Source organism: Paludisphaera borealis, from assembly GCF_001956985.1.
Classification (GTDB): domain Bacteria; phylum Planctomycetota; class Planctomycetia; order Isosphaerales; family Isosphaeraceae; genus Paludisphaera; species Paludisphaera borealis.
The window spans coordinates 4318786-4343238 of record NZ_CP019082.1 but is presented as its reverse complement, the minus strand read 5'-3'; the positions used below and the strand labels follow the sequence as shown (position 1 = coordinate 4343238).

Here is a 24453-nt window from a genome sequence, read left to right as displayed (position 1 = left end):
ATCCAAGAAGATCGGGGACCGAAATCAGGCGATGATCTCTTTGACGACGCGACCGCTCACATCGGTCAATCGTTCGTTGCGACCTTGATGAAAGTACGTCAGCATTTCATGATTCATGCCCAGGAGATGGAGGATGGTGGCGTGGATGTCGGCGAGGTGGACCTTGTCGACCACGGCTTCGAAGCCGAAGTCGTCGGTCTCGCCGTACGCGATCCCCCCCTTGACGCCGCCGCCGGCCATCCACATCGAGAAGCCGTAGGGGTTGTGGTTCCGCCCCTTCTCCCCCTGCCCCTCGCTGAACGGCATCCGGCCGAACTCCCCCCCCAGACGACGAGGGTCGAGTCGAGCAGGCCCCGGCGCTTGAGGTCGGTGAGCAAGGCGGAGATCGGCTGATCGATCTCCGCGGCGTGGCGGGAATGATTGTCTTCGATATTGTTGTGAGCGTCCCAGGTGTCGTCGAGGTGGCCGCCGCCGGAATAGAGCTGGACGAACCGGACCCCGCGCTCGACGAGCCGCCGGGCGACGAGGCAGTTGCGCCCGAACTCGTCGGTCGGCTGCCGGCCCACGCCGTAAAGCGTCTTGGTCTCCTCGGTCTCCTTCGACAGATCGACGGCTTCCGGCGCTTCGGCCTGCATCCGATACGCCAGCTCGTACGAGGCGGCGCGCGCCGCCAGGTCGTGCCAGCCGGGGCGCGCGTCCAGGTGCTCTTGGTTCAACTGGGCGAGCAGGTCGAGCTGCTCGCGCTGCGGCTTGCCGCCGAGGTGGCTCGGGCCTTGCAGGTCGAGGATCGGGGTTCCCGTGGGGCGGAACAGCGTCCCCTGGAAGCCGGCGGGCATGAAGCCGCTCGACCAGTTCGGCTGGCCGCTGATCGGCCCTCCGCGCTTGTCGAGGATCACGACGTATCCAGGCAGGTTTTGATTTTCATTCCCCAGCCCGTAGACGGCCCAGCTCCCCAGCGACGGCCGGCCGATGAACGTCTTGCCGGTGTTCATCGCCACGAGCGCCGAGCCGTGCGCATGGCTGTCGGTATGGCACGACCGGATGACGGCCAGCTCGTCGGCGTGCTCGCGGACCCGGGGGAAATAGTCCGACACCAGCAGCCCGCTCTGGCCGCCGGGTCGGAACTTGCGGAACGCGGGCGTCAGGAAGCCCATCTTCCGACCGCCCGAGTTGATGAACTTCTTGTCGGCGGGGAGCGGCTTGCCGGCGTACTTCTCCAGCGCCGGCTTGTGGTCGAACGTGTCGACCTGGCTCGGGCCGCCGTTCATCATCAAGAAGATGACGTTCTTCGCCTTGCTCGGAAAATGCCCCGGACGCGCCGCCATCGCGTTCGCGACCGGTTCGGCCGCCGAGGCCGGGCGGTTGAAAAAGCCGTCGAGCCCCAGCATGCCCGCGAGAGCCGTCCCCGCGAAGCCGCCCCCCATCTCCCACAAAAACTCCCGGCGCGAATTGCCGCAGGGGAAAAGCCGCTTCTCGCTCATGATCGTGCTCCCGGCAGAATCCTTGGAATACAAGCCCGAAGCGCCAGCGAGTGAATACTCAACACCGCTTCACTACACGACGCAATTCACTCGCTGGCGCTTCGGGCTTGTAGACTCGTCTCACCCTCACGCCACGGCCGCGCGCACTCCCCACCTACTAATCCACGAACACGAACTCGTTGCTGTTGATCAGAACGTGGCAGAGCGACGCCAGGGCGAGGTCGTCCGCCTTGGATGCGTCGGGGAACTGACGTTTTTGTTGATCGAGATGCCGGAGCGCCGCCGTCGCCTCGGCAGCGCTGGGATCGCGCGCCAGGACGATCCGCCAGGCCGTTCGGACCCGGGCGGAGGCGTCGCGGCCGGCGATCGCGCCCACGCGGCGCGCCGTCGCGTCGCTCTGCTCGTGGGCGAAGTCGCCGTTCAGCAGGGCGAGCGCCTGGGGCGCGACCACGCTGACGTCGCGCTGACCGCACGGGAGGGTCGTGTCGCAGAAGTCGAACGTCGTCATCAAGGGAGCAAGCAGACCGCGCCGCGAGTACATGTAGAGGCTGCGCCGGTTTTGCTCCTCCGGGGGCGACGGGACGATGCCCCCCCCTTTCATCGACAGGCCTTCGAGGGCTTCGGCGCTGACCACCGGCTTGAAGCTCGGTCCGCCGACGCGGAGGTCGAGACGGCCGCTGACGGCGAGGATGGCGTCCCGGAGCGCCTCGGCGTCTTGCCTCTGCCTCGTCCCGTGCCAGATCAGCCGATTGTCGGCGTCCTTCTGCGCGTTCGACTCCTGTTCGGGATGCGACGACGCCTGCTGATATGCGGACGACGTCATCATCAGATAGTGCATACGTTTGCTTTTCCGACCGCCTTGCAGGAACTCGGCGGCCAGCCAGTCGAGCAGCTCGGGATGCGACGGCTTCTGGCCGGTGAACCCGAAGTTGTCGGACGTGCTCACGAGCCCTCGGCCGAAGTGGTGCTGCCAGATCCGATTCACGTAGACGCGAGCGGCCAGCGGATGGCGCGGGTCGTTGATCCACTCGGCCAGCGTGAGCCGGCGACGCGTCGTCTTGGCGTCGGCCGGCGGCGGCGGGATCGGCCGATCGAGGTCGGGGATCATCGACAGCACGCCCGGCGCCACGACCTGCCCGGGACGCGTGTGTTCGCCCTTCTTCAACAGGTGCAGGTCGCTGGGGGCGCGCGTCACGTCGGTCCACCCGAGCACGTCATAGCCCAGTTCCTTGCTCGACGGTCCCCCCAGCAGTTCGCGCTCGCGCGGCTCGATCGGACCGGACCAGAACGTCGCGGCGATCCGGTAGTAATCGGTCTGCGGGATCGGGTCGAACTTATGATCATGACAGCGGGCGCACTTCACGGTCATGCCCAGGAACGCCGTCGTGGTCGCGTGGACCATGTCTTCGAGCCGCTCGTACTTGTAGTCCTGCGGGTCGTTCGGCTCGTCGTTCCAGGTCCCCAGCCGCAAGAATCCGGTGGCGACCACGGTCTGCTCATCGCGGTCGGGAAGCTCGTCGCCGGCGAGCTGTTCGAGCACGAAGCGGTCGTACGGCTTGTCGTCGTTGAGCGACTTCACCACCCAGTCGCGATACTTCCACGCGCCGGGCTTCTCCTGATCGCGCTCGTAGCCGCTGGTCTCGGCGAACCGGGCCAGGTCGAGCCAGAACCGCCCCCAGCGCTCGCCGTAGTGCGGCGATTCGAGCAGCCGCGCGATCAATCGCTCATATGCGTCGGGCCGAGAGTCTTTCACGAACGCATCCACCTCCTCGATGGTGGGAGGCAGGCCGACGAGATCGAAGTAGGCGCGACGGATCAAAACGCGACGATCGGATTGCGGCGCGGGGTCGATCCCCGCCGATTCCAGCTTCGCGAGGACGAAGGCGTCGATCGGATTTTTGACCCAGTCGGTCCGTCGCGGCGTCGGCGGCGTCGGCCGGGCGATGGGCTGGAGCGACCACCAATCGCGACCGCCGCGCACCGAGGTCGTCCGCTCGTCGCGGTCGATCACCCGCCCCTTGGGCCACTTCGCGCCGGCGGCGATCCACGCTCGCAACGCCTGGATCTCCGGCTCGGAGAGCTTCTGCGACTGCCCCTGGCGCTTCGGCGGCATCTCGTCGGCGATCACCCGTTCCAGGAGCGCGCTCTCCTCCGGCTTCCCCGCGATGACGACCTCGCCTGAGTCCCCGCCTTTCGCCAGCGACTCGCCACTCGTCAGCACGAGGCCGCCCGACGCCGTGTTGACGCCGTGACATTCCAGGCACCGCATCGCCAGGACCGGCGACACCCGCCGATCGAAATCGACCTCGTCGCCGCCCACGGCCAGGGGCGAAACCGCAAACGCCAGCAACGCGACGACGGCCCGTCCCAGCGCTCGCCAGCAGCCCGGCCCGTGGCCGATTCCCCCGTCCGTCCGCCTCATGGCCGCCCTCCCACGGAATCACGCCGCCCATTACTTAGGAATGCTTACTAACTAACCAGGAAGGCTATTCGAGGTCGGGATCGCGGTCAAGCCCCCATCGACTTGAAGTTCGGGGCCGGGGCCGTAAAATCCCGCCATGAGCGTGATCTGCATTTCATTTGAGTTGCAGACGAGTCGGAGCCGAAGTCCCTTCTCCCCTTGCGGGAGAAGGTGCCCTGCAGGGGCGGATGAGGGGTGTTCGATCGCCTCGGCCTTCGAGGCAGTCCGATGACGTCTCCCCCTCATCCGGCCTTCGGCCACCTTCTCCCGACGGGAGAAAGCATGCTCGCGCCACCCTATTTTGATTTCTGAATCCACGTCGCGCCAATACCAAGCCGTCGCAATCCACCAGGAGGCCGCCATGTCCGAATCGTCCGAACAGATCGCCGCTCACCAGCAGCACGGATGCACGTCCGGGACCGAGCACGACCAGGAGGTGCCCGAGATCGACTTGCTCAGTCCGTTGACGATCCGGGGCGTCACCTTGCGCAACCGCATCGTGATGTCGCCGATGTGCCAGTATAGCGCCGTCGAGGGGATGGCGAACGACTGGCACCTGGTCCACCTGGGGAGCCGGGCGGCGGGCGGGGTCGCGCTGGTGATCGTCGAGGCGACCGCCGTGACGCGCGACGGCCGGATCTCGCCCGGTGACATGGGAATCTGGACCGACGACCACGTCGAGCCCTTGGCCCGGATCGCCCGGTTCGTCGAATCGCAAGGCGCGGTCCCTGGCATCCAGCTCGCGCACGCCGGCCGCAAGGCCAGTTGCGACTTGCCCTGGAAGGGGGGCGCCCGCCTCAGGACGCCCGAGGACGGCGCCTGGACCGTCGTCGCCCCCAGCCCGATCCCGTTCCACGAAAGCGATCCGACCCCGAAAGCCCTCGACGAGGCCGGCATCGAGGAGGTCGTCGCCGCGTTCGATGCCGCCACGCGTCGGGCGCTGAAGGCCGGGTTCCGGGTGATCGAGATCCACGCGGCCCACGGTTACCTGCTGCACGAGTTCCTCTCGCCCCTGAGCAACCACCGGACCGACCAGTACGGCGGCAGCCTGGAGAACCGGATGCGGCTGGTGCTGCGCGTGGCCGAACGGATGCGGGCGATCGTGCCCGATTCACTGCCGCTGTTCGTGCGGATCTCGGCGACCGACTGGGCCGAAGGGGGCTGGGACCTCGACCAATCGGTCGTCCTGGCGGGGCGGCTCAAAGCCCTGGGCGTCGACCTGATCGACGTCTCCTCGGGCGCCCTGGTCCCCAAGGCGCAGATCCCCGTGGGACGCGGCTACCAGATTCCGCTGGCCCGCCGCATCCGCGACGAGACGGGAATCCTAACCGGCGCCGTCGGCCTGATCACCGACCCGCGCCAGGCCGACGAGGTCATCACCGGCGGCGACGGCGATCTCGCCTTCATCGGCCGCGAACTCCTCCGCGACCCCTACTGGGCGATCAAGGCCCAGCACGATCTCGGCAAGGAGCCGACCTGGCCGACCCAGTACGGCTACGCCGTCAAGCGGCGGGCGAAATAACCCGCCGAACGGAGGGCGGGGTCTCGCATCAAACCTCACTCGCTTGGTTGGATCTCGATCCCGTCGATAAAAACGCGCTGTACCGCGAGGTCGCGGTTCAGCACGAGGACGTCGGCGCGTTTGCCTTGTTCGAGGCTGCCGAGGTCGTGGTCGCGGCCGGCGATCCGGGCGGGGGTGAGCGACGCCATCCGGATCGTCTCCCAGAGGGGGCGGCCGGTGAGGTTCGCGAACGTGCGGACCATGTGATCCATGCCCATCACGCTCGACGCCAGGCCGGCGCCGTCGGGCGTGAGGCCGGCCCCGCCGCGCTTGAGGAGCGGCTCGCCGCCGTCGAGCGGGCCGATCAGGTAGACGCCGTCCGGCATGTCGAGCGCACGGCTGGAATCGGTCACGAGCGCGAGCCGGTCCGGGCCTTTCAGCTTCCACGCCAGCAACAGCAGGCCGGCGTCGAGGTGCATGCCGTCGGCGATCACCTCGGTCGTCAGCTCGTCGTAGTAAAGCGTCGCCTCCAGGACGCCACCGCGCATCGGATACGACTGCGATTGCCGCAGCCTGGCCTTGTCGGACATCGCGCAGAACAGGTGGTCGACGTGCCGCACTCCCCATTCCACGGCCTCGGTCATCTGGTCGAACGTCGCCCACGAGTGCCCGACGTTGGTGCGAACCCCCTTCGCCCGACAGGCGAGCGCGAACTCCTTCGCGCCTTCGATCTCGGGGGCGATCGTCGCCGTCACGAGGTCGTCGGCGAAGTCGAGATACTGCGCGAACTCGGCCTCGACCGGAGGCCGGACCGGGCCCCCGGGATGAGCCCCCCGAGCTTCATAGCGGAAATAGGGCCCGTAGAAATGCGCCCCCAGCACGCGCGAGCCGTTCGGCTCGGGCGACAGCCGGAACCGGCGCGTCAGCTTCAACGTCTCGATGATCGGCTCGTGGCGGGCGACCGTCGTCGTCGCGGCGAGCCGCGTCGTGCCATGCCTCGCGTGACACCGAAGCGCCTTCTGGAACGCGTCGACCGTCCCGTCCATGAAGTCGCCGCCCGCTCCTCCGTGAACATGTAAATCGATGAACCCCGGCGCGATCAGACCGTCGCCCGCGTCGACCACGACCGCCCCCGCCGGGGCCGTCGCCCCCTCCTCCCGTACGTCGACGATCCACCCGTCCCGGACGACGAGCGCGCCGCGCTCGATCCGGTCAGGGAACACGATCCGGCCGCGAAGAAACAGATCCGGCGTCATCAGAATGCTCCACTTGCGCGACCGCGCCGCTCAAACAACTCACCACGGAGGGCTCGGAGAACACGGAGGGGAAAATAAGCATGCTCTGCTACCAACCACATACCCTCCGAGTCCCCCCGAGTCCTCCGTGGTGAATTTCCCGAATTGGACGTTCTTCGTTGCCAGTGCCTCACTCCGCCTTGCCGACCAGTTCCGGCCGCTTGGTCGGGCCGAAGCCGACGTTCGATTCGGTGGTCAGGTGGACCTGGTCGCCGTCGAACTTGAGTTGAAGGGTGACGAGGAACGGGGTCTCGACGAAGGCGATCTTGGCGGTGTAGACGTCGTCGGCCGACCAGGCGGCGCTCACGGCGGCGGCGTGCTCGGCGGGGCCGCTCAAGCCGTCGAGGACGAGTCGGCCCTTCGTCCAGCCGCCGGGCGCGCAGGCGACGTGCCGGTCGACGCCGTTGTTACGGATCACCAGCGTGGTCGGGCCGTCGCCGGCTCGTTCCAGGGTGATCGATTCAAGCTTCCGGTCGTTGGCGGGGAACTTGTAGATCTTGCCCAGGACTTTGACGGTCGAGCCGGGGGCCGGCGCGCCGGCCTGGGGTTTGAGGGTCAGGCTTTTGAGCCTCTGTTCGAGCTTCTGGCTGGCGGCGGCGTCGGCCGGGAGGGTCTCCGATTTGAGGGCCGGGAGGAGTTCGTCCCAGACGAGGTCGAGCACGGCCTGCATGTTCTTCACGCCGCTGGTGATCGCGATCACGGCGTCTTGCTCGGGGAGGACGATGCAGTACTGGCCGAAAGCCCCGTCGCCGCGATACGCGCCGTGGCGGGATCGCCAGAACTGGTAGCCGTAGCCCTGGTCCCAATCGCTCTTGGGGTTGCTGCCGTTGGAGGTCTGGCGGGCGGTGGCGGCGGCGACCCAGCTTTCGGGCACGAGCTGCTGGCCGTTCCACTTCCCCTTCTGCAAGTAGAGCTGACCGAACTTGGCGATGTCCTCGGTGCGGACGCTCAGCCCGTAGCCGCCGAGCGAGACCCCTTGCGGGCTCGTCCCCCAGGTCGGGTCGTCGATCCCCAGCGGCTCGAACAGCTTCGGCCCGAGGTAGTCGAGGACCGTCTTGCCGACGGTCTTCTGGACGATCGCCGAGAGCATGTAAGTCGCCGACGTGTTGTAGAGGAAGTGCGTCCCCGGCTTGAACGGCACCTTCTGGCTCAGAAAGAGCTTCGTCCAGACCTTGTCGTCGGGCCGGTTCGGCTCGATCTGGTGGCCGGTCGACATCCGCAGCAGGTCGCTCACGCGCATCGCCTTGAGGTTGTCGCTGGGGTTCTCGGGGACGTCGTCGGGGAAGAACTTGAGCACCGGGTCGTCGACGCTCAGCTTCCCTTCCGCGACCGCCAGCCCCACGGCCGTCGACGTGAAGCTCTTGCTCAGTGAGAACATCTGGTGCCGCGTCTCGGCGTCGTAAGGCGACCACCAGCCCTCGGCCACCACCCGCCCGTGCCGCACCAGGATGAAGCTGTGCATCCCCTCGATCGTCGCGTCCGCCTTCTCGACGAACCCGAGGACCGCCGACGACGACACCCCCTGCTCCTCCGGAACGCTCCGCGACAGCCCGGCGCCCCCCGGCTCCTGGCCCGTCGCCAGCGCCCCCGACCCAACGACGACCGCCACGACAACGCCGTGAAGCAGCTTCATGATTTCACTCCACCGAGGACAAGTGTTCGACCGGACCCATCGCTTCGCTCCGCCCATTGAACGCTGCCCGGCCGGGCCGATCAAGGGTCTGTCGGAGGAGAGGAACGGACGGCCCGCCCCACGCGCTGTGTAGACCGGGCAGGCGTGCTAAGCTGATGGCTTCGTGCTGGTTCGTATCGCGTCCACCTCCCCGGAGAATCACCCATGTACGACATGAGCAACATCAAGAAGCTCAAGAAGTTCGGCGAGCTGGCCCCCGCCGCGTGGGAAGGCTTCATCGCTTTCGACAAGGCGGCGATGGCGGACGGAGCGATCCCCGCCCGGACGAAAGAGCTGATGGCCGTCGCCGTGGCGCTGACGACCCAGTGCCCCTACTGCATCGAGATCCACACCAAGAAAGCCAAAGCGGCCGGCTGCACCGAGGCCGAACTCGCCGAGACGACGATGGTGGCCGCCGCGTTGCGAGCCGGCGGCGCGATCACCCACGGAACCCACTGCCTGGAGTGACCACCGACGCGAAAGCCGATCTTGAGAATAGCCTTGAGACGAGCCCGTGCATGCCCCGATACAAGCCCGAAGCGCAAGCGAGTGAATCGATTCCAACGGCCGACCGGATATGCACTCGCTGGCGCTTCGGGCTTGTACTCGGACCGCGCCGAACGCGAGCCCGTTTTTAGTGCATGCCCAGGTACAAGCCCGAAGCGCCAGCGAGTGAATCGATTCCAACGGCCGATCGGAAACTCACTCGCTGGCGCTTCGGGCTTGTATTCGGACCGCGCCGACCCCGAGCCCGTTTTCAGCGCATGGCTTCGAACTGCGGATCGGAAACTCACTCGCTGGCGCTTCGGGCTTGTACTCGGACCGCGCCGACCGCGAGCCCATATTCTTCTTGGCGGGCTGCTCTGAAAGCGGCGGCGCCTTCCCTCAATTCCTAATCAGGACCATCCAGTGGACCGACACGCATCGAACTATCTCGCGGCGTTCGTCGTCCTCGCCTTCCTGCCAGGCGCGGCGGCTGACGATGCGGTTTTCAAGCTGAACCTCCGGTCGCGGAGCAAGAGCGAAGGCAAGCTCTCGGTGGTGGAACAGCCGACCTCCTGGGAGCCGCGGAAGACGGCGGTCATCATCTGCGACATGTGGGACGACCACTGGTGCAAGTCGGCCGCTCGCCGCGTGGCGGAGATGGCGGGTCCGTTGAACGAGACCGTCAAGAAGGCCCGGGACCGCGGGGCCTTCATCATCCACGCGCCAAGCACCACGACCGCCTTCTACAAGGGCTCCCCGCAGCGGAAGCGGGCTCAACAGGCTCCTTACTCCCCCACGCCGGTTCCGCTCGTCACGTCGCCGCGGTGGGGGACCGCCTGGAACTGGCCCGACGCGAAACGCGAGGGCGTCCTCCCGATCGACGACTCCGACATGGGATGCGATTGCATCAAGAAGTGCGAGATCGTCGCCCCCTGGACGAGGCAGACCGCCGCGATCGAGATCGCCGAGGCCGACGCGATCACGGACGACGGCCAGGAGACCTGGAACCTGCTCGCCAGCAGGGGAATCGACAACGTCATCCTCTGCGGCGTTCATCTGAACATGTGCGTTCTGGGACGCCCCTTCGCCATCCGCCAGATGACCGTCCTCGGCAAGAAGGTCGCCCTGATGCGCGACATGACCGATACGATGTACAACCCCGATCGGCCGCCGGGCGTCAATCATTTCGCCGGCACGGACCTGGTGGTCGAGCACGTCGAACGGTACTGGTGCCCGACGTTCACCAGCTCGGATATCACGGGGGAAGCGAGCTTTCGGTTTCAGGGCGACCCTCGAACTCGCAAGTGATCGCCGACCGGTCGCCGCTCTCACACACCCGCGTCGGGCGTCGGGCCGTCCTTCCGGCGCACACGACGGGTGGATTACCATGGGCGTCGTCAGTGACGACGGGACGACCGGGGACGCCTTGCTCAGGGGAGGTGGAGATGACGACGCGACGTGACTTCTTGAGGATCGCCGGCGCGGCCGGACTTGCGAGCGTTGCAGGCGTCGCGCGCGGCGCGGCGGGCGGCCCGGCGATGACGATGGACCTCGTCTGCGGGAACCTCGGCGTGAAGGCCGATCTACCGACGGCCGTCGCCCTGGCGCACAAGCACGGCTTCACGTCGTTGGCCCCCGACGCCGGAGAACTCGGACGGCTTTCGGACGGCCAGCTCGGCGAATTGCTCGGCGACAAGAAGACGAAGGGCCTGGCCTGGGGCGCCGCCGCGCTCCTCGTCGACTTCCGCGGCGACGACGCGGCCTTCCGGGCGGGGATGGCCGATCTGCCCGCGTTCGCCTCCGCGTTGCAGCGCGCCGGGGCGACCCGGGTCGGGACGTGGATCCGACCAGGGGACGAGCGGCTGACGTACGTCGCCAACTTCCGACAGCATGCGCGACGCCTGCGCGAAGTCGCCGCCGTGCTGGGCGGACACGGCGTCCGGCTGGGGCTGGAATACGTCGGGCCGAAGACGGCCTGGTCGTCGATGCGGCATCCGTTCATCCACACGCTGGCGGAGACCCGCGACCTGATCGCCGAGATCGGCCGCGACGACGTGGGCCTGGTGCTCGACTCCTGGCACTGGTACACCGCGGGCGAGACCGCCGACGACCTCCGCGGCCTGACCAACCGCGACGTGGTCGCCTGCGACTTGAACGACGCCCCCGCGTCCGTCCCGGTCGATCAGCAGCGGGATGGGGTGCGCGAGCTGCCGTGCGCGACCGGGGTGATCGACCTGCGGGCGTTCCTGAAGGCGCTCGCGGCGATGGGCTACGACGGCCCGGCGCGCGCCGAGCCGTTCAACGCCACGCTGCGGACCCTCCCCGCCGACGTGGCGGTCGCGACGGCGGCGAGGTCCATGAAGCAGGCGTTCGCACTGATCGGCTGAGTGCCGGGCAACCCGCCGCTAATCCGCCGTTTTGATGCGAATATTCCGATATTCGATCACGTTGGTCTCGGACTGCAAGGCGAGGGGGCCCTTGTCGGGGATCGCAAGGGCGGCTTCGAGGATCTCGCCGTTGCAGGCGCAGCGGGCCTTGGCGCCGGTGACGACCACTTCGATCGCGTTCCAGTCGTCGTCCTTGAAATTCTTCACTTCCTTGTACGGGCCGACCCGAGGGTAGTCGCGGATCTGGAACTGATGCGCGAACGCCTTGTCGCGCAGGTGCAGGCCGCTGTTGGCGTTCCGGGAGGCGCGGAATTCCAGGCGGAGGGTGAAGTCGCCGTCATACGATTCCAACGTGTCGATCTCGGTCATCTTGGGCGGCGCGTCCTTCGAGCCGGTGATCACGAGAATCCCGTCCTTGACCGCGAATCGGCCGTCCTCGGAAGCCGTCTTGCCGGCCAGGTCGGTCTTGCCCAATCGCCAGCCGCTCAGATCCTTCCCGTTGAAAAGGGGCTTGAAGCCCGGCTCGTCGGCCTGCGCGGCGGGGAGCAGCAACGTCGAGATCAAGAGCGCGAGGGCGCTCGATCGAACCGTCCAATGTCGACTATGCCAACTCATCAGGATGCTCCAGGAAAGGATCAAACCGCGCCAGAACCATCGTTATAAGCGAGCGGCCCTGACCAGACAAGCCGGCGACACATGAACCATACACATGTACATATTAAGATTCAGTGCGCCGCCTCGAACGTCCGTCACTTGACCCGATACTGGTGCGCCTGTTGGAGTCTGTCCCACAAACGCGTATTATGGGATCCTCGCCCTCCCCTTACGAGACGGACTCAGAGCGGCGAGACGACGACAAGCCGCGCCGGAGTCCCTCGACTCTGGCGCGGCTTGCTGATTCATCAAAACATGGCGTCGCAATCATCACCGCTTCAGGGAACGGCGACGGTCGGCGTCAACGTCCGCCCCGACGGCCGCTCAGGGCTCGGGCGGCGAGGGCGCGAGGCCCCGCGTGGGCGACGCCGTGAACCCGCGTTCCGGCGTCGCGGGCGGTGAGAAGCTTGGACTTCGTGTTGAGAGTCGCGCCGGGGATGCCTTGGGACTGGTGGATGACCACCGTGATGGGCTCGGAAACGGCGACCTCATTGACCAGGAGGGTCGCGGTCCCGGTCGTGCCGGCGATGGCGGCGGTTCCGTTCTGCGTCAGCGTCCCTGTGGTCGGGTCGATGGTGCCGGTTCCGTCGGTCAAGGTGCTGGTCGAGGCCGGGTTCGACACCGAGCCGCCGACGATCGTGCCGACCTGAGGATCGAGCGTCCCCGTGCCGCCGAGCAGCGTGCTCACCGCCGGGCCGGCCGCGCCGGGGCCGCCCGGAGTCGTGATCGGGAAGACGGGCGTGGTGATCGTGCCGCTGATGCCGGTGATCGGAGTCGAGGGCGTTACAACGCCGCCGTTCAGCGCGCTGGTCGTCGCCGGGTTGTTGATCGTGGCGGCAAGGTTCCGAAGCGTCGTCTCGTTGATCGCCAGGTTGCCGTTGAGCCCGGACAGGGTCGTCGGATTGATCTGCACGGTCGAGCCGATCGAGCCGACCGCGACTTCGCGGGCGAACAGGACGTTGACGTCCTTGCGGAGCAGGCTGGGCAGGCTGAAGGTGGCCCGATACTGGCCCGAGAAGTCCGGCGTGGCGCTCGCCAGGGGCGCGCCGCCGTTGACCAGGTTGCCGTTGGCGTCCTTGGCGAAGATCTGAACCACCACCTGCACATTCGAGGCCGGCGGCTGGGCCGTGCCGGTCACCGTGATGGCGGTCGGCTGCGTGATGTAGATCGCCCCCTGAACCTCGCGGACCCGGTTTCCTTGAGGAAGCACCTCAAGCGTCGGCTTGGCGTTGATCAAGACGCTCATGAGGCTCCGGTCCTCAAGCGACTCGAGGCGGAGCAGATTACGACGCTTAGCAGAGCGGTCCGTCTTGAGCATGGCTAAGGATCTTTCGCATCATCTCGCTTTCGCTTCCCATCCTTGGGGTTAATCCTGAACGGACCCGGCCGACCGCCTCGATACTCATCCCGCGGCCCCGCCGTCGATCGGCGTTCAAGCCAAGTCATCGTCGTCGACGCCCGACGTTCTTGACAAATCACAACATTAATTATTTTACATTAAGTAAATCACATTAAGTCTCTTGAATCTGCGCGTCCTGATTAAAAAACAGTTGATAGATTCGCAAGGACGCCTTCTTGACAATCCGCCGACTCGCTTGCAAGCTTTCCTAAACTATCACGCTTGCCATCTGGCTTTCGCTTTTGCCGAGCCGCACCCAGGCAGCCACGCACGCTTGCTATCGTCACGCAATCTCGCCCTCCTCGCGATCCGGTAATCCGAAGTCCGACCTAAGTCCACATTGATGCCTCACCAGGAGCAGCACCATGAGTCGCTTTCGACATAACCGGGTTCGCACCGCTCGCCGAGGCGTGACGACTAAGTTTGGACGCGACCACCGACTACGGTTTTCGGTCTGTGTCGAGACCCTGGAGACCCGGATTACTCCGGTCGTCGGTCTTGGTCCAATCCGAGATAATCTGACGGCGTTGCTCAACGCCTACCAGAACCAGATTCTCAAGTCGGAAGTGTACGCGGTGAGCTTGCCGGCGATCGGGACGGCGCTCAGCTCAAGGCCGGCGTTCCAGTTCGCCGGGGCGTTCGCGACGAGCGTGCAGAACAATCTGGCGGCCGCCGGCACGCTGGATCAAGTGAAGGTCGGATTGGCGACGGCGTTCGGCGTGCCCAAGTCGGCCATCCACGTCAATGACACGGGAAATCCGGATGACGACGACATCACCACCGACGCCCAGGTCGCGGCGGCGTCGAAGGTTGAGTTTTTCGTCACGAAAACCGGGAGCCTCGGCCCCGTTGCGGTCCCGTTCGACCTCGGGACCTCGCTCAAGAACCTCAACCTCGGAGCGACCAGCGGAGCGGTGAACGTCGGACTGGACTACACGCTCCCGCTCCGATTCGGGATCGACGGCGGAATGACCGGGTCCAACTTCTTCGTCGACGTGTCCGGGACCAGCGACCTCACGGTGACGCCCACCGTGGGCTTCGGCAGCCTGAGCCTGACCGGGACCCTGGGGGCGCTGGGGATCACCGCCACGAACGCCGGCAGCAGCCTGACCGCCCCGTTCAATGTGGACATCGCCGGGACCAGACTCGGGACCGATTTCAGCTCGATCAACGCCACCGCCTCGCTGCCGGCGGACGCTGCATTCCACCTCCGCCTCGCGATCACGGCGGGGGGCGGGACGGCGCTCGCCCCGAGGATCACGACCCAGCTCAACGTCGACTGGTCCCTCGCCGACTCGAACGTCAACGGCACGCTGCTCGGCGGCGTGCCGACCGTTGAGTTCGCCAACATCAACGTGGACGCCGGCTCGGTCGCCCGGAGCTTGATCGCCCCCTACCTCAACGAAGTCGAGAAGGTGCTCCAGCCGATCCAGAAGCTGTCCGACGTCCTCCTCGATCGGCCGATCCCTCAGATTCCGATCGACTACCTCGACATGATCGAGTTCGTCACCCGGCTCGACACGAGCGACACGAGCGACACGACGCTCACCGGCCTGCTCAACGCCTTCCAAAGCTCGCCCAGCGATCTGCGGCTGTTCCTCGAAAAAGCCAAGGCGGTCGGCGCCCTTCTCACCCAGCTCCAGAACTCCAACGGAATCCTGTTCCCGATCGGGAGCTTCAAGGCGGACGTCGACGTTCGCCAGTCGGCGTTCTCCCTGCCGTCGGACCTGGCGAACTCCCTGCCGAAGAACGCGTCGAGCGCCCAGGCCTTCAAGGGCATTCAAACCACCCTCAACCAGTTCAGCGTGAGCAAGGGGACGTTCCAGGCCGCCGTCCACGTGAATCTCCTCGAAGACACGTCCAACGTGGCCAAGCTGCTGCTGGGAGACCCCACGGCCAAGCTCGTCAGCTTCGATCTCGGCGTGTCGGCCGGCTTGAGCGGGGGATACTCGTTCACGACCCTCGTCGGGATCGTGCCCGTTCAATTCAATTTGACGGGCCGGCTCGACGTCTCCGCATTCTTTGATCTCGGTTACGACGCCACCGGGTTGGTCAAGTACGCCAAGTCGAAGAACGGCGCCGATCTGGTGAAGGGCCTGTACGTCGGCGCGGACACCCATCTCAGCTTCACCCCCAGCGTGACCTTCGAGATCAAGGGGGGGTTCGACGACAGCACGATCCTCGGACTCATCCGCTCGTACACGGGGGTGAGCGTTCCGGGTTGGGTTGTGGACCTCTCGGGCTTCAAGCCCGAACTCACCGTGGCTGGCCGGGTGAAAGTCGGGGTCGACGTCACGTTCGCGGTGGCCGGGGCCTCGGGGCCGAACAGCGTCGTCCACGTCGACCAGTTCCCCGGCGGGAACGTGGCCTCCGCCCTGACCACCACGGGCACGCTGACTCTCGATGCGAGCGCCGACTTCAACTACGGCATCCACGCGGAGCTGCCGGGCCGAAAGGTCTTCAACAAGTTGGGGCTCGGCAAGGTCGTCGGCGGAGCTTCCTTCAACGTCGGCGGATCGATCCCCTTGATCAACCCGTCGATCCACCTGGCGACGCAGATCTTCCCCACGACGTCGAACCTGTCGAATCTCAAGGATGCGGCGCCAACGCCGCCGGTCGTCGCGATCACGGTCGGAGGAGCGGCGAAGCTGGGCGCGCCCGACGCCTGGATCATCAACGAAGGAGCGACCGCCTCGCTCAACGCGACCGCGTCGACCCCGACCAATGACAGCCGCTTCACCTACAATTGGAAGCAGCTCACGGCCGCCGACATGGGGGGGATCGTCTTCTCGACTCCGTCGGTCAAGCTCTCCGACGCCCAGGCGCAGTCCCCCACCTTCAAACCCAACAAGTACAGCCTCAAGGACAACCCCGACGTCGTTCAGGATCCGGGCTTCAGCTTGGTCGGCTGGGATGACCGTTACATTTTCGAGGTCACGGTGACCGACCAGGACACCGGGCTGTCGTCCAAGAGGATCGTCTACGTGGTCGCCCAGGACGTGAGTCCCACCGTGGCCGCCCCCAAGACCCAGATCAATGGAGTCTCCACAATTGGGGTCGGGGTTCGGGGCTTCGACCTGGGGTTCGGCTCCAACTTCACTGATCCCGGCACTCAAGAGCGGTTTGACGCCACCTGGAATTTCGGCGATCCCACCGGCGTCAACAACGTGATCGGCTTGCCTACCGGCGGCGGTCCGAACGGCATCCGTCCCGGCAACGTCGGGGCGATCCATCAGTTCTCGAACTCCGGAACGTACACCGTCGGCCTCACCGTTCGCGACGGCTTCACGGAGAATTCGATCTCGAAGACGAGGGGGACGACGCTCGCGACCTCGACGATCAGCATCGTGGCGGCGGCCGTGCTGCCCGACCAGGCCGACGCGAGCAAGCTCGCGCTCTACGTGGGCGGAAGCAACCAGTCGGAGACGATCATCCTGGGTTACAACCCGGTCACGAAGAAGATCACCGTCTCCATGCCGGACTTCAGCGGCGAGTTCGATCCCACGAACGTCGCCCACATCTACGTCAACGGCCAGGGGGGCGACGACGTCATCCTCTTCGACTTCTCGAACGGCAACTTCGTTCCCGGCCCTTATGAGCGGACCGACCAGCAACTGGGAAGCGACGGCGTCACGTTCACGACGATCACCTACATCGACTCGGGCGGGGCGATCATCGACGGCGGGGCCGGCAACAACCGATACCAGGCGATCGGCGGCGACTTCGACTCCGTCGAGGCGGCGTTCCTGCCCGACGCCAACGGCATGTACCAGAACGGTTTCGTCAACTACCTGCCGACGCCCGACTCGCCGGGGATACTGGTGAACTTCCTCCACGTCCAGTCCATCTACGAGCTGAGCGGGGCCAAACAACTGCTGCTGGCCGGCAACCCCGACGCCGACCAGTTCACCATCCGGGACGGCGTCACGGTCGGGACCACCGCGACCACCGAGATCCTCGACGGGCCGGCCGGCGAACGAGGCAGCCTCACCTTCGCGAACAAGCCCCTGGTGATCGTCGCCGGCGGCGCGGGGGCCGACACGTTCATCGTCGACAACCCGAATCCCGCCGCCGGGTTGACCAAGCTGGTGCTCGACGGCTATGGGGTCCCCGCGCAGGACGCCCAGGGGAACGACCTGCCCGACGACGGGGCCGCCGACGTCTTCTACATCCGTGCGATCGGGGTGGACGTCGAAGCCCTCGGCGGCGGCGGCGACGACGTCTTCAACATCTCCTCGACGGCGGGGATCAACGACCGAGGAAACCTGGACGGGATTCGCGGCAATGTGACGATCGACGCGGGGACCGGCAACGCGAACCTCCTGTACGTCGTCGACTACAGCTCGGCCGCCGGGAACCCGAACGTCGTCGTGACCGATTCGACGATTACAGGGCTCGCCCCAGGGACCATCACGTACCGCGCCACCGGCGGGTCTTTCGCCAACGACGTCGACGGGATCGTCCTGGTCGGCTCGTTCGCCTGGGCGGATCAGTTCAACATCCGGTCCACGCTCGCCGGATCCCGAACGCTGATCCTGGGACTCGGCGGCGACGACGTCTTCTACATCTCTTCCAACGCCCCCGGACAATCCGGCGATCTCGCCGGAATCCAGGGTGTTTTGACGATCGACGGCGGCTACGGCCACTACCTTGACGGGACGGCCGAGTCCAACCTCCGGGGCCTGTATTCGCGCGACACGATCATCGTCGAAGGGGATGCGGACTTCACCTTGTCCGACACGCTGAACAGGCTCGCCGACGGCTCGCCGACGCCCGACCGGACGGCCTCGGAGGCCGTGCTCTCGGTGACTCTCGCGGGGAACCGGGGGATCGTCGTGCCCGACATCCGCCTGATCAGCATCGAATCCGCCCACTTGATCGGCGGCGCATCCGCGAACCGCATGGACGGCTCGGGATTCTCGGGGAATCTCGTGCTCGAGGGCATGGGCGGGAACGACACGCTGATCGGCGGATGGGGCGACAACGAGCTGGACGGCGGCGACGGCGACAACGACCTCTACGCCGGAGGCGATCTGTTCGCCACGCCCGGCCTGGGAAGCCAGAACCACGTCGTGCTGGGGGGGGGCGGGACCAACGTGCTTCGCGGCGGGGGGACAGGCCGAAACACCTTCCATGTCGGCCTGAACGGCACCGCGACCTTGATCGGCGGCGACGGCGACGACACCTTCATCATCACCAATCCGACGGGCGCCGTGACCGCCCCGGTCGGCGGCATCACCATCGACGGCGGCGGCCAGGCCGGCGACACGCTGATCCTCGTCGGCGGCGGTGGACCGTCCTACAATCAAACCTACCTGATCGGCCCGGCGCCCGGTCAGGGGGCGATCGTCACCAGCAGCAACAACAATCCCACGGGCCTGACGATCTCGCAGTTCATCCGGTACACCGGCCTGGCGGCGATCTTCGATTCCATCACGGCCGACAAGCTCAACGTCCTGGGCGCGTCGGAAGCGGCCCCGATCGCCGGGGCCTCGGCCGCCGACCTGACGGCGGGACTGTTGCATCTGACGGCCGGCGGCAGTCCGTCCGCCGCGATCACCTTCGCCAACAAGACGTCCCCATCGGTCCTCTTGCCCGGCGGCCAGGTGGTCAGGCCCCTCCCCCTCGTCGAGAGCCTGCCGCTGATCTTGCCGATCGCTTCGGCCGTCGCGCCGACGCCCCTGGCCGTCGAAGCCGCTCCTCCGAGCGCCGCCACGGTTTCCGTTCCCGCTCTCACGGCCGCGATTCCGGCGGAGAGCGTTCCGGCTTCCAGCGTCGCGGAGGTCGTCACCAACCAGGCGCCGCCGATCCGAGGCCGCGCAATCGTTCAACGCCTCGCCGCGCGTCGTCCGTTCGTCGCGAAGCGGCCCGCCGTCCGTCCGGCTCCCGTCCGACCGACGACCTCGGCCCACGGCCCGGCGAAGCGTCTCTCTCTCCAGGCGCCGGCGCGTCGGGCGGCCGTTCACCGCGGGCCGCTGGCTCACTCCTGGCGAGCGTGACGATCCGTCACTTGATCCGATACAGGTGCGCCTGGTAGCCGATGAATTTGTCGGCCCAGGCGCCGGACCTGGCGTCGAGGGCGCGGTCTTCGTCGAGGACTTCGACCTTGGCGTCGGGCTTGTCGGAAAGCTGGATGGTCGCGGTCGTCTCGCCGTCGCGCATCGAGACCGCGAACAGGTACGTGGCGCCGTCGTGGCGCTTGACGGAGAACGCGATCGGGACGTCCTTGTTCGAGGAGGCGATGGTCGCGGCGTCGGGGACGTCGGGAGAGTTCAGGACCGGGGCGAGGCTCTTGATGCGTCGGTTCACGGCGGCGACCTCGCGCGCGATCGATTCGTCGGCGAGCAGGCCGGCTTCGATGAACTTGGGCTTGAACTGGTGGGCGAAGTAGAGGATGCCGTTCGCGCCGTGGATGAGCGCCATCCAGACTTCGGAGCGTACCTCGGCGGGGGTCGGCTTGCGGTTCACGTTGTTGATGCCGGTGGTTTCGATGCAGCACCAGACGGGCTTGCGGCCGGCGGTCCACTTCTTGAGCCGGTCGACGCCCTGGGGGACGTACTCGAGCTTGCCGGCGATCGCCTTGTCGGTCGAGCAGGCGGGGTAGATGTCGAACGAGGCGATATCGCAACCCTTGATGTATTCCGGGTAGTCCTCGGGATGGTTCGTCCGCACCCCTCGGCCGTACCAGCCGTCCCACGCCACCCCCTGCCCCAGGTTGAGCATCACCGGGCGCGTCGGGTCGGCCTTCTGGATTTCGTGATACCGCTTGACGACGGCCTCGGGGGTGACGGGCGGGCCGTAGCCCTTGCCTCCGCGCAGCTCCTGGGCGTTGTCGGGCTCGTCGTCTTGCAGCCAGCCGACGATCGTCGGCCGATCCTTGAACCCGAGCGCCGCCCGGTTCTGCCCGGCGAACACCCGAATCCCCGCCGCGTCGAGCGCGTCGAGCTGCTCGGCCGTCGGACCTCGATACAGGCCGACGTAGACATTAATCCCGACATCCTTATATTTCCGCGCGTTTGACGGACTCTGGAGCCAGACGGCGACCGGGAAAAAGTCGGCCGACGTCGGCAGCCCCCGTGTGAACCTCGGTTCGTCGGCCCTCGCCGCGCCGCCGAGCATCGCCAGGGCCAGCAGGACGATCATCGCGTTTCTCATCGGCTCCTCCGTCGGTACGCGGGAAAGGGCCGAGGCGACCTCGTCGGCCGGGCGAAACTCGGCGTCGGGTCCATCTTATGCCCTCGCCCCGGCGGGCCGCCAGGCGCGGGGTCAGCGCGCGTATTCGATCACGAAGAACGGCACGCCCTGGGGCGAGGCGATGCCGCAGAACCGGCCGACGCCCGGCACCTCGCGCAGCGCGAAGACGATCATCGCGCCCAGCTCGACCGCCTCGCGCGCGGTCGCGTCGGCGTCGTCCACCGCGAAGTACGTCGCCCAGCGCGGCCGCGATCCTTCCATCTGAGGCGTGATCGCCCGCATGCCCGCGACCTCCGCGCCGTCGAGCTTGAAGGTCGTGTAATCCGGGCCGTGCGGCATCTTCGTGACTTCGGGGGTCCAGCCGAACAGCGCGGAGTAGAACGTCGAGGCGCGGTCGACGTCGGTCGTCATGTTCTCGAACCAGCTCGGCGCGCCGTGGCGGCGGGGGTCGACGTCGGTCCCTTGCGACTTCTTCGGCTCCCACACGTCGAACTCGGCGCCGTTGGGGTCGGTGCAGACGGCCATGCGCCCCTGGTCCATCACGTCGAACGCCGGCCTCGCCTTGCCCCCGAGCGACGTCACCTTGTCGCCCGTCGCGTCGGCGCTCTCGACCTTGACCATCACGCCGATCAGCGGCGGCGTCCCCTCGGGCGTCTGGGGGCCTTCGAGGTCGAACAGCCCCCCCGCGTTGCGACCGCCGACCTGCACGATGTGGCCGACGCCGGGGATCTCCTCGTACGTCCATCCGAGCAGCGCGTCGAAGAACGCCCGCGCCTCCGCCGGCCGCGGGGTCAGCATGTTGAACCAGCAGAATTCGCCCGTCTTGCGCATGCCCGTCGTCATCGCCGATCTCCTTGAGTTGAGATGATCGGCGCGCATCATCGTCCGTCGCGGCGGACGGGTCAAGTACGAGCAGCGTCGACAGCGTTATGGAACCCCCTTCGACGAGCGGTTAATCTTGCTGATCGGTCGAGGCTCGACTGGCATGGAAATGCAACTCGAATGGAAGGCGGCACGTGCTTCCAGGTCCGATCGTCCGCCGCGAGATGAAGGCCGCGACCCGCGGCCGGGGCTGGTTCGTCGTCCGCGCCCTGCTGGGGCTGCTGATCGGCGCATGCGTCGTCGCGCCCGCGCTGGGCTTCGATCCGGCGGACGAGGACGACGCTTACAACTCCGGAGCCGTGCATGCTTATGCGGCCTATGTCTTCGCCGTGGCGATCGGGTTCGAGATTCTGGTCCTCGGCATGCATGCCGCGATGTCGGCCGCCGTCAGCATCGCCGAGGAGCGAGAGAAGGACACGCTCTCGCTGTTGCTGCTGACGCGGCTGACGCGGCTTGAGCTGGCCGTGACGAAGCTGGCGGGCCGGGTGCTGCCGTCGCTCTTGCTGACGCTCGTCGGCTTGCCATTCCTCATCGTCGGCGGCCGTTGGGCGGGGCTGCCCCCCTTGCTGGCGATCGAGGCGTTCGCGGTGCTGATCAGCACCGTGGCCGTCGCGGGGAGCTTCGGGATTCTGGCGTCGGCGCGGCGGGACCGCTCCACCATCGCGATCGTGGAGTCCTCCGCCTGGACGACGATGTGGCTGGTCGGCTTACCCGTGGTTTCGCGCCTGCCGGTCGTCGCGGGGAGCCTCTGGGGCGATCTCCTGGTCGAAGTCAGGCGGTTCTGCTCGTGGCTGGCGCCGTCGAGCCCGCTGTCGCTCGTGACCGACATCGGGTGGCTCACGCGCGGGCCGGGGATGGCCGACGCCCTCGCCGGCCGGCTGCACCTGATGGCGGCCTTGCAACTGGTCGTGATCGGGGTGATCCTGGCCGGCGTCGTCGCCAGCCTCCGGCTCCGCGAGCCGCATCCCAAGGCGTGGGACGCCTTCGGCGGCTACCGCCCCCCCGTCGACGACGATCCCATCTACTGGCGCGAATACCTGCTTCCCTTGCGCGGCGCCCGGCGGCTGGTGATCTGGATCTATCTCCGCCAGCTCTTCATCCTGTTCCGCGCGATCCTGCTCATGGCGCTCCAGGCCGTCGTCATCGGGCTGTTGCTGACGGCGATGATCGGCACGATGATCGGCGCGGGATATTTCGGCTACCGCGCTTTTCAAGAGGCGTGGTGGGGCCGCGCGTTCCCGTCCGGCCCGTATGAGGCGCGCGACGCCTTCAACTTCTTCATCCGTTGCGTGACGTTCTTCGTGGGCCTGTCGCCGGCGGCGGCGACCGCCGCGACGCTGGCGGCGCAGATTGTGGCCGAGCGCGACAAGAAGACCTGGGATTCGCTCCTGGCCACGCCGCTGACCGGGCCCGAGATCCTGGGGTCGAAGATGCGGGGGATCACGCGGAGCCTCTGGCAGGCGATGCGCTGGCTGGTCCCTCTGTGGCTGCTGGGAGTCGTCTGCGACGCGCTCCATCCGCTCGGCTTCCTCACCGCCGCGGCCGGCCTCTGCGCCGTCGCCGCTCTGGGCCTGGCGCTGGGAGGCGCGGCGGCCCTCAAGCCGGGCGCGACGTCGCAGACCGTCAACAGCCAGGCCGCGCTCTGGATGGTCGCCCTGATGGGCCTCGGCGCGATGACGATCCTCGCCCCGCTCTGCTCCGCGCACCACGTCGCCATGCTCTGGACCTGGTCGCCCTGGCACCCCAGAGCGGCGATCGTCGTGATCGCCGCCGTGCTGCTCACGATCGCCGCAAGCCTGACGATCGCCCATTGGCTCATCCGCCGCAGCTTCGCGCGGTTCGACGAATGGGTCGGCCGCCCGCACCGCAAGGAAGCCGCGCCGGGCGCGGCACCGTCGGTTGATGACGAGGCCCGGCCGACGGTCCCGTTACGAGCCCGAAGCGCCAGCGAGTGAATCGATTCGAACGGCCGACCGGAAATTCACTCGCTGGCGCTTCCGGCTCGTACTCGGATCGACCCGCTCTCAGCCTTTCTTGCGACGGCCTACGGTCCGGACGGCCAGCGCGCCCGCCGCGGCGAAGATCAGCAGGGTCGACGGCTCGGGCACCGCGGGCGGGTCCAGGCCCGGCGGCGTCAGCATGAAAGCTTCCGACCCAGTAAATTGGTTGTCGGCATAAATAACGATGTCTCCCCGGTCGTCAATGCCCTGGACGAAAGGAATGCCTGGATAGTTCTGGAGGAGCTGTTGTGGAATCAGTTGATCGATCGAAGTCGATTTGCCGGTGTTCAGGTCCACAAGGCGAGTCGCTGTTGGGTCGGTGATGAGGATCTGATTCGCCTGGCTCAGGTAGTAGTGGGCGGACGCGGAAGTGGGGTAGGCGGACAGCGTCACGAACGGCGAATAGGTGCCGTCAGGCGACCTCACGGTATACCCGACGTCGGTATAGACCGTGTGGCCGAAGCGATCAACTATCCTATCGAGGGTGCCGATAACCGTCCCCGAGTCGTTGATCCTCATCGCGTTCATCGTGACGATCTTTGTACTTGGGGAGTCATTCCGATTGGGAGGGGGAGGCTGTTGCATGGCCGCCGTATACGTCGGCAGATTCGCCATCTCCGCGTCGGTCAAGTTCCTCAGCGTATTGGGGAAGGCGTAGGAGACGCCTGTCTTCGTGTTGTCGTAGCTCTGCCCATTCTGCTGCATATCGGAAACGCGGCCGAGATCCATCGCGATGTAGGGCGACGCCCCCGCTCGCACCGCCGCGAAGAGGCCGATCGCGCCGACCAGTACCAGCCGCGCAGCGAGCGATCCGCATCGTCCGAGATGATGTCCGCGGGTTTCCTGCAACGATGTCATGAACATGGTGATTCCCTCCCTGGATCACTCGTCTCTCGGCCCTGGATCCAGAAGCGGACGGGCTGGGCGAGCAAGAGTTGAACGAAATCCATCATGCGCGTCAATGCGTCCGTTGGGTTTTGGCTCGACTCATCCAGCCATGATGCATGTCGGGGCGGTTCGATCTCTGAACAGCAAGACGCC

General features: G+C 66.7%; 14 protein-coding genes and 1 pseudogene. 6 read left to right on the top strand and 9 right to left on the bottom strand.

Annotation, left to right across the window (positions count from 1 at the left end):
* Positions 1-24: 24 nt before the first annotated feature.
* Both BSF38_RS16925 and BSF38_RS16920 read right to left on the bottom strand, forming a co-directional pair.
* Positions 25-1481: pseudogene (locus BSF38_RS16925) on the bottom strand (DUF1501 domain-containing protein).
* A gap of 157 nt (positions 1482-1638) precedes the next feature.
* Entirely contained in the window at positions 1639-3903 is a 2265-nt protein-coding gene (locus tag BSF38_RS16920) for a PSD1 and planctomycete cytochrome C domain-containing protein (RefSeq protein WP_076347546.1), read from the bottom strand.
* A gap of 400 nt (positions 3904-4303) precedes the next feature.
* On the opposite strand from BSF38_RS16920, the gene BSF38_RS16910 reads away from it, so the two are divergent.
* Positions 4304-5464: an NADH:flavin oxidoreductase/NADH oxidase gene (locus tag BSF38_RS16910; RefSeq protein ID WP_076347542.1), complete on the top strand. Its 1161-nt coding sequence runs from the start codon at positions 4304-4306 to the stop codon at positions 5462-5464.
* A gap of 35 nt (positions 5465-5499) precedes the next feature.
* Here BSF38_RS16910 and BSF38_RS16905 read toward each other — a convergent pair whose 3' ends face one another.
* Both BSF38_RS16905 and BSF38_RS16900 read right to left on the bottom strand, forming a co-directional pair.
* Positions 5500-6699, bottom strand: coding sequence for an N-acetylglucosamine-6-phosphate deacetylase (locus BSF38_RS16905; RefSeq protein WP_076347540.1), 1200 nt, complete (start codon positions 6697-6699; stop codon positions 5500-5502).
* Between the two features lie 169 nt (positions 6700-6868).
* On the bottom strand, positions 6869-8371 hold the full coding sequence (locus tag BSF38_RS16900; protein WP_076347538.1) for a serine hydrolase domain-containing protein: 1503 nt from the start codon (positions 8369-8371) through the stop codon (positions 6869-6871).
* A gap of 204 nt (positions 8372-8575) precedes the next feature.
* On the opposite strand from BSF38_RS16900, the gene BSF38_RS16895 reads away from it, so the two are divergent.
* The 3 genes from BSF38_RS16895 to BSF38_RS16885 all read left to right on the top strand — a co-directional run bounded on the left by BSF38_RS16895 (position 8576) and on the right by BSF38_RS16885 (position 11283).
* Positions 8576-8878, top strand: a complete 303-nt coding sequence (locus tag BSF38_RS16895) for a carboxymuconolactone decarboxylase family protein (protein WP_076347536.1) — start codon at positions 8576-8578, stop codon at positions 8876-8878.
* A gap of 441 nt (positions 8879-9319) precedes the next feature.
* Positions 9320-10204: a cysteine hydrolase family protein gene (locus BSF38_RS16890; RefSeq protein WP_210405613.1), complete on the top strand. Its 885-nt coding sequence runs from the start codon at positions 9320-9322 to the stop codon at positions 10202-10204.
* A gap of 137 nt (positions 10205-10341) precedes the next feature.
* Positions 10342-11283 carry a sugar phosphate isomerase/epimerase family protein gene (locus BSF38_RS16885; RefSeq protein WP_083713924.1) on the top strand — a complete coding sequence of 314 codons (942 nt, stop codon included), beginning with the start codon at positions 10342-10344 and terminating at the stop codon, positions 11281-11283.
* An 18-nt stretch (positions 11284-11301) separates the two neighbouring features.
* On the opposite strand, the gene BSF38_RS16880 is transcribed toward BSF38_RS16885, so the two are convergent.
* Entirely contained in the window at positions 11302-11898 is a 597-nt protein-coding gene (locus tag BSF38_RS16880; RefSeq protein ID WP_076351007.1) for a 3-keto-disaccharide hydrolase, read from the bottom strand.
* Positions 11899-12238: 340 nt separating this feature from the next.
* Positions 12239-13183 carry a hypothetical protein gene (locus tag BSF38_RS16875; RefSeq protein WP_145952180.1) on the bottom strand — a complete coding sequence of 315 codons (945 nt, stop codon included), beginning with the start codon at positions 13181-13183 and terminating at the stop codon, positions 12239-12241.
* Positions 13184-13701: 518 nt separating this feature from the next.
* Between BSF38_RS16875 and BSF38_RS16870 the strand changes: the two genes are divergently transcribed.
* A complete protein-coding gene (locus tag BSF38_RS16870; protein WP_145952179.1) occupies positions 13702-19335 on the top strand; it encodes a beta strand repeat-containing protein in 5634 nt (1877 codons plus the stop codon).
* Positions 19336-19342: 7 nt separating this feature from the next.
* On the opposite strand, the gene BSF38_RS16865 is transcribed toward BSF38_RS16870, so the two are convergent.
* Together BSF38_RS16865 and BSF38_RS16860 are read right to left on the bottom strand one after the other, a co-directional pair.
* The gene (locus tag BSF38_RS16865; protein ID WP_145952178.1) at positions 19343-20491 is read right to left on the bottom strand and encodes a beta-galactosidase; all 1149 of its coding nucleotides are present in this window, start codon (positions 20489-20491) and stop codon (positions 19343-19345) included.
* 111 nt (positions 20492-20602) lie between these two features.
* Complete coding sequence (locus BSF38_RS16860) at positions 20603-21373, bottom strand: VOC family protein (RefSeq protein ID WP_076347528.1); 771 nt, start codon at positions 21371-21373, stop codon at positions 20603-20605.
* A gap of 173 nt (positions 21374-21546) precedes the next feature.
* On the opposite strand from BSF38_RS16860, the gene BSF38_RS16855 reads away from it, so the two are divergent.
* Complete coding sequence (locus tag BSF38_RS16855; protein ID WP_076347526.1) at positions 21547-23367, top strand: ABC transporter permease subunit; 1821 nt, start codon at positions 21547-21549, stop codon at positions 23365-23367.
* A 69-nt stretch (positions 23368-23436) separates the two neighbouring features.
* On the opposite strand, the gene BSF38_RS16850 is transcribed toward BSF38_RS16855, so the two are convergent.
* The gene (locus BSF38_RS16850) at positions 23437-24276 is read right to left on the bottom strand and encodes a PEP-CTERM sorting domain-containing protein (protein ID WP_076347524.1); all 840 of its coding nucleotides are present in this window, start codon (positions 24274-24276) and stop codon (positions 23437-23439) included.
* Between the last annotated feature and the right edge of the window lie 177 nt (positions 24277-24453).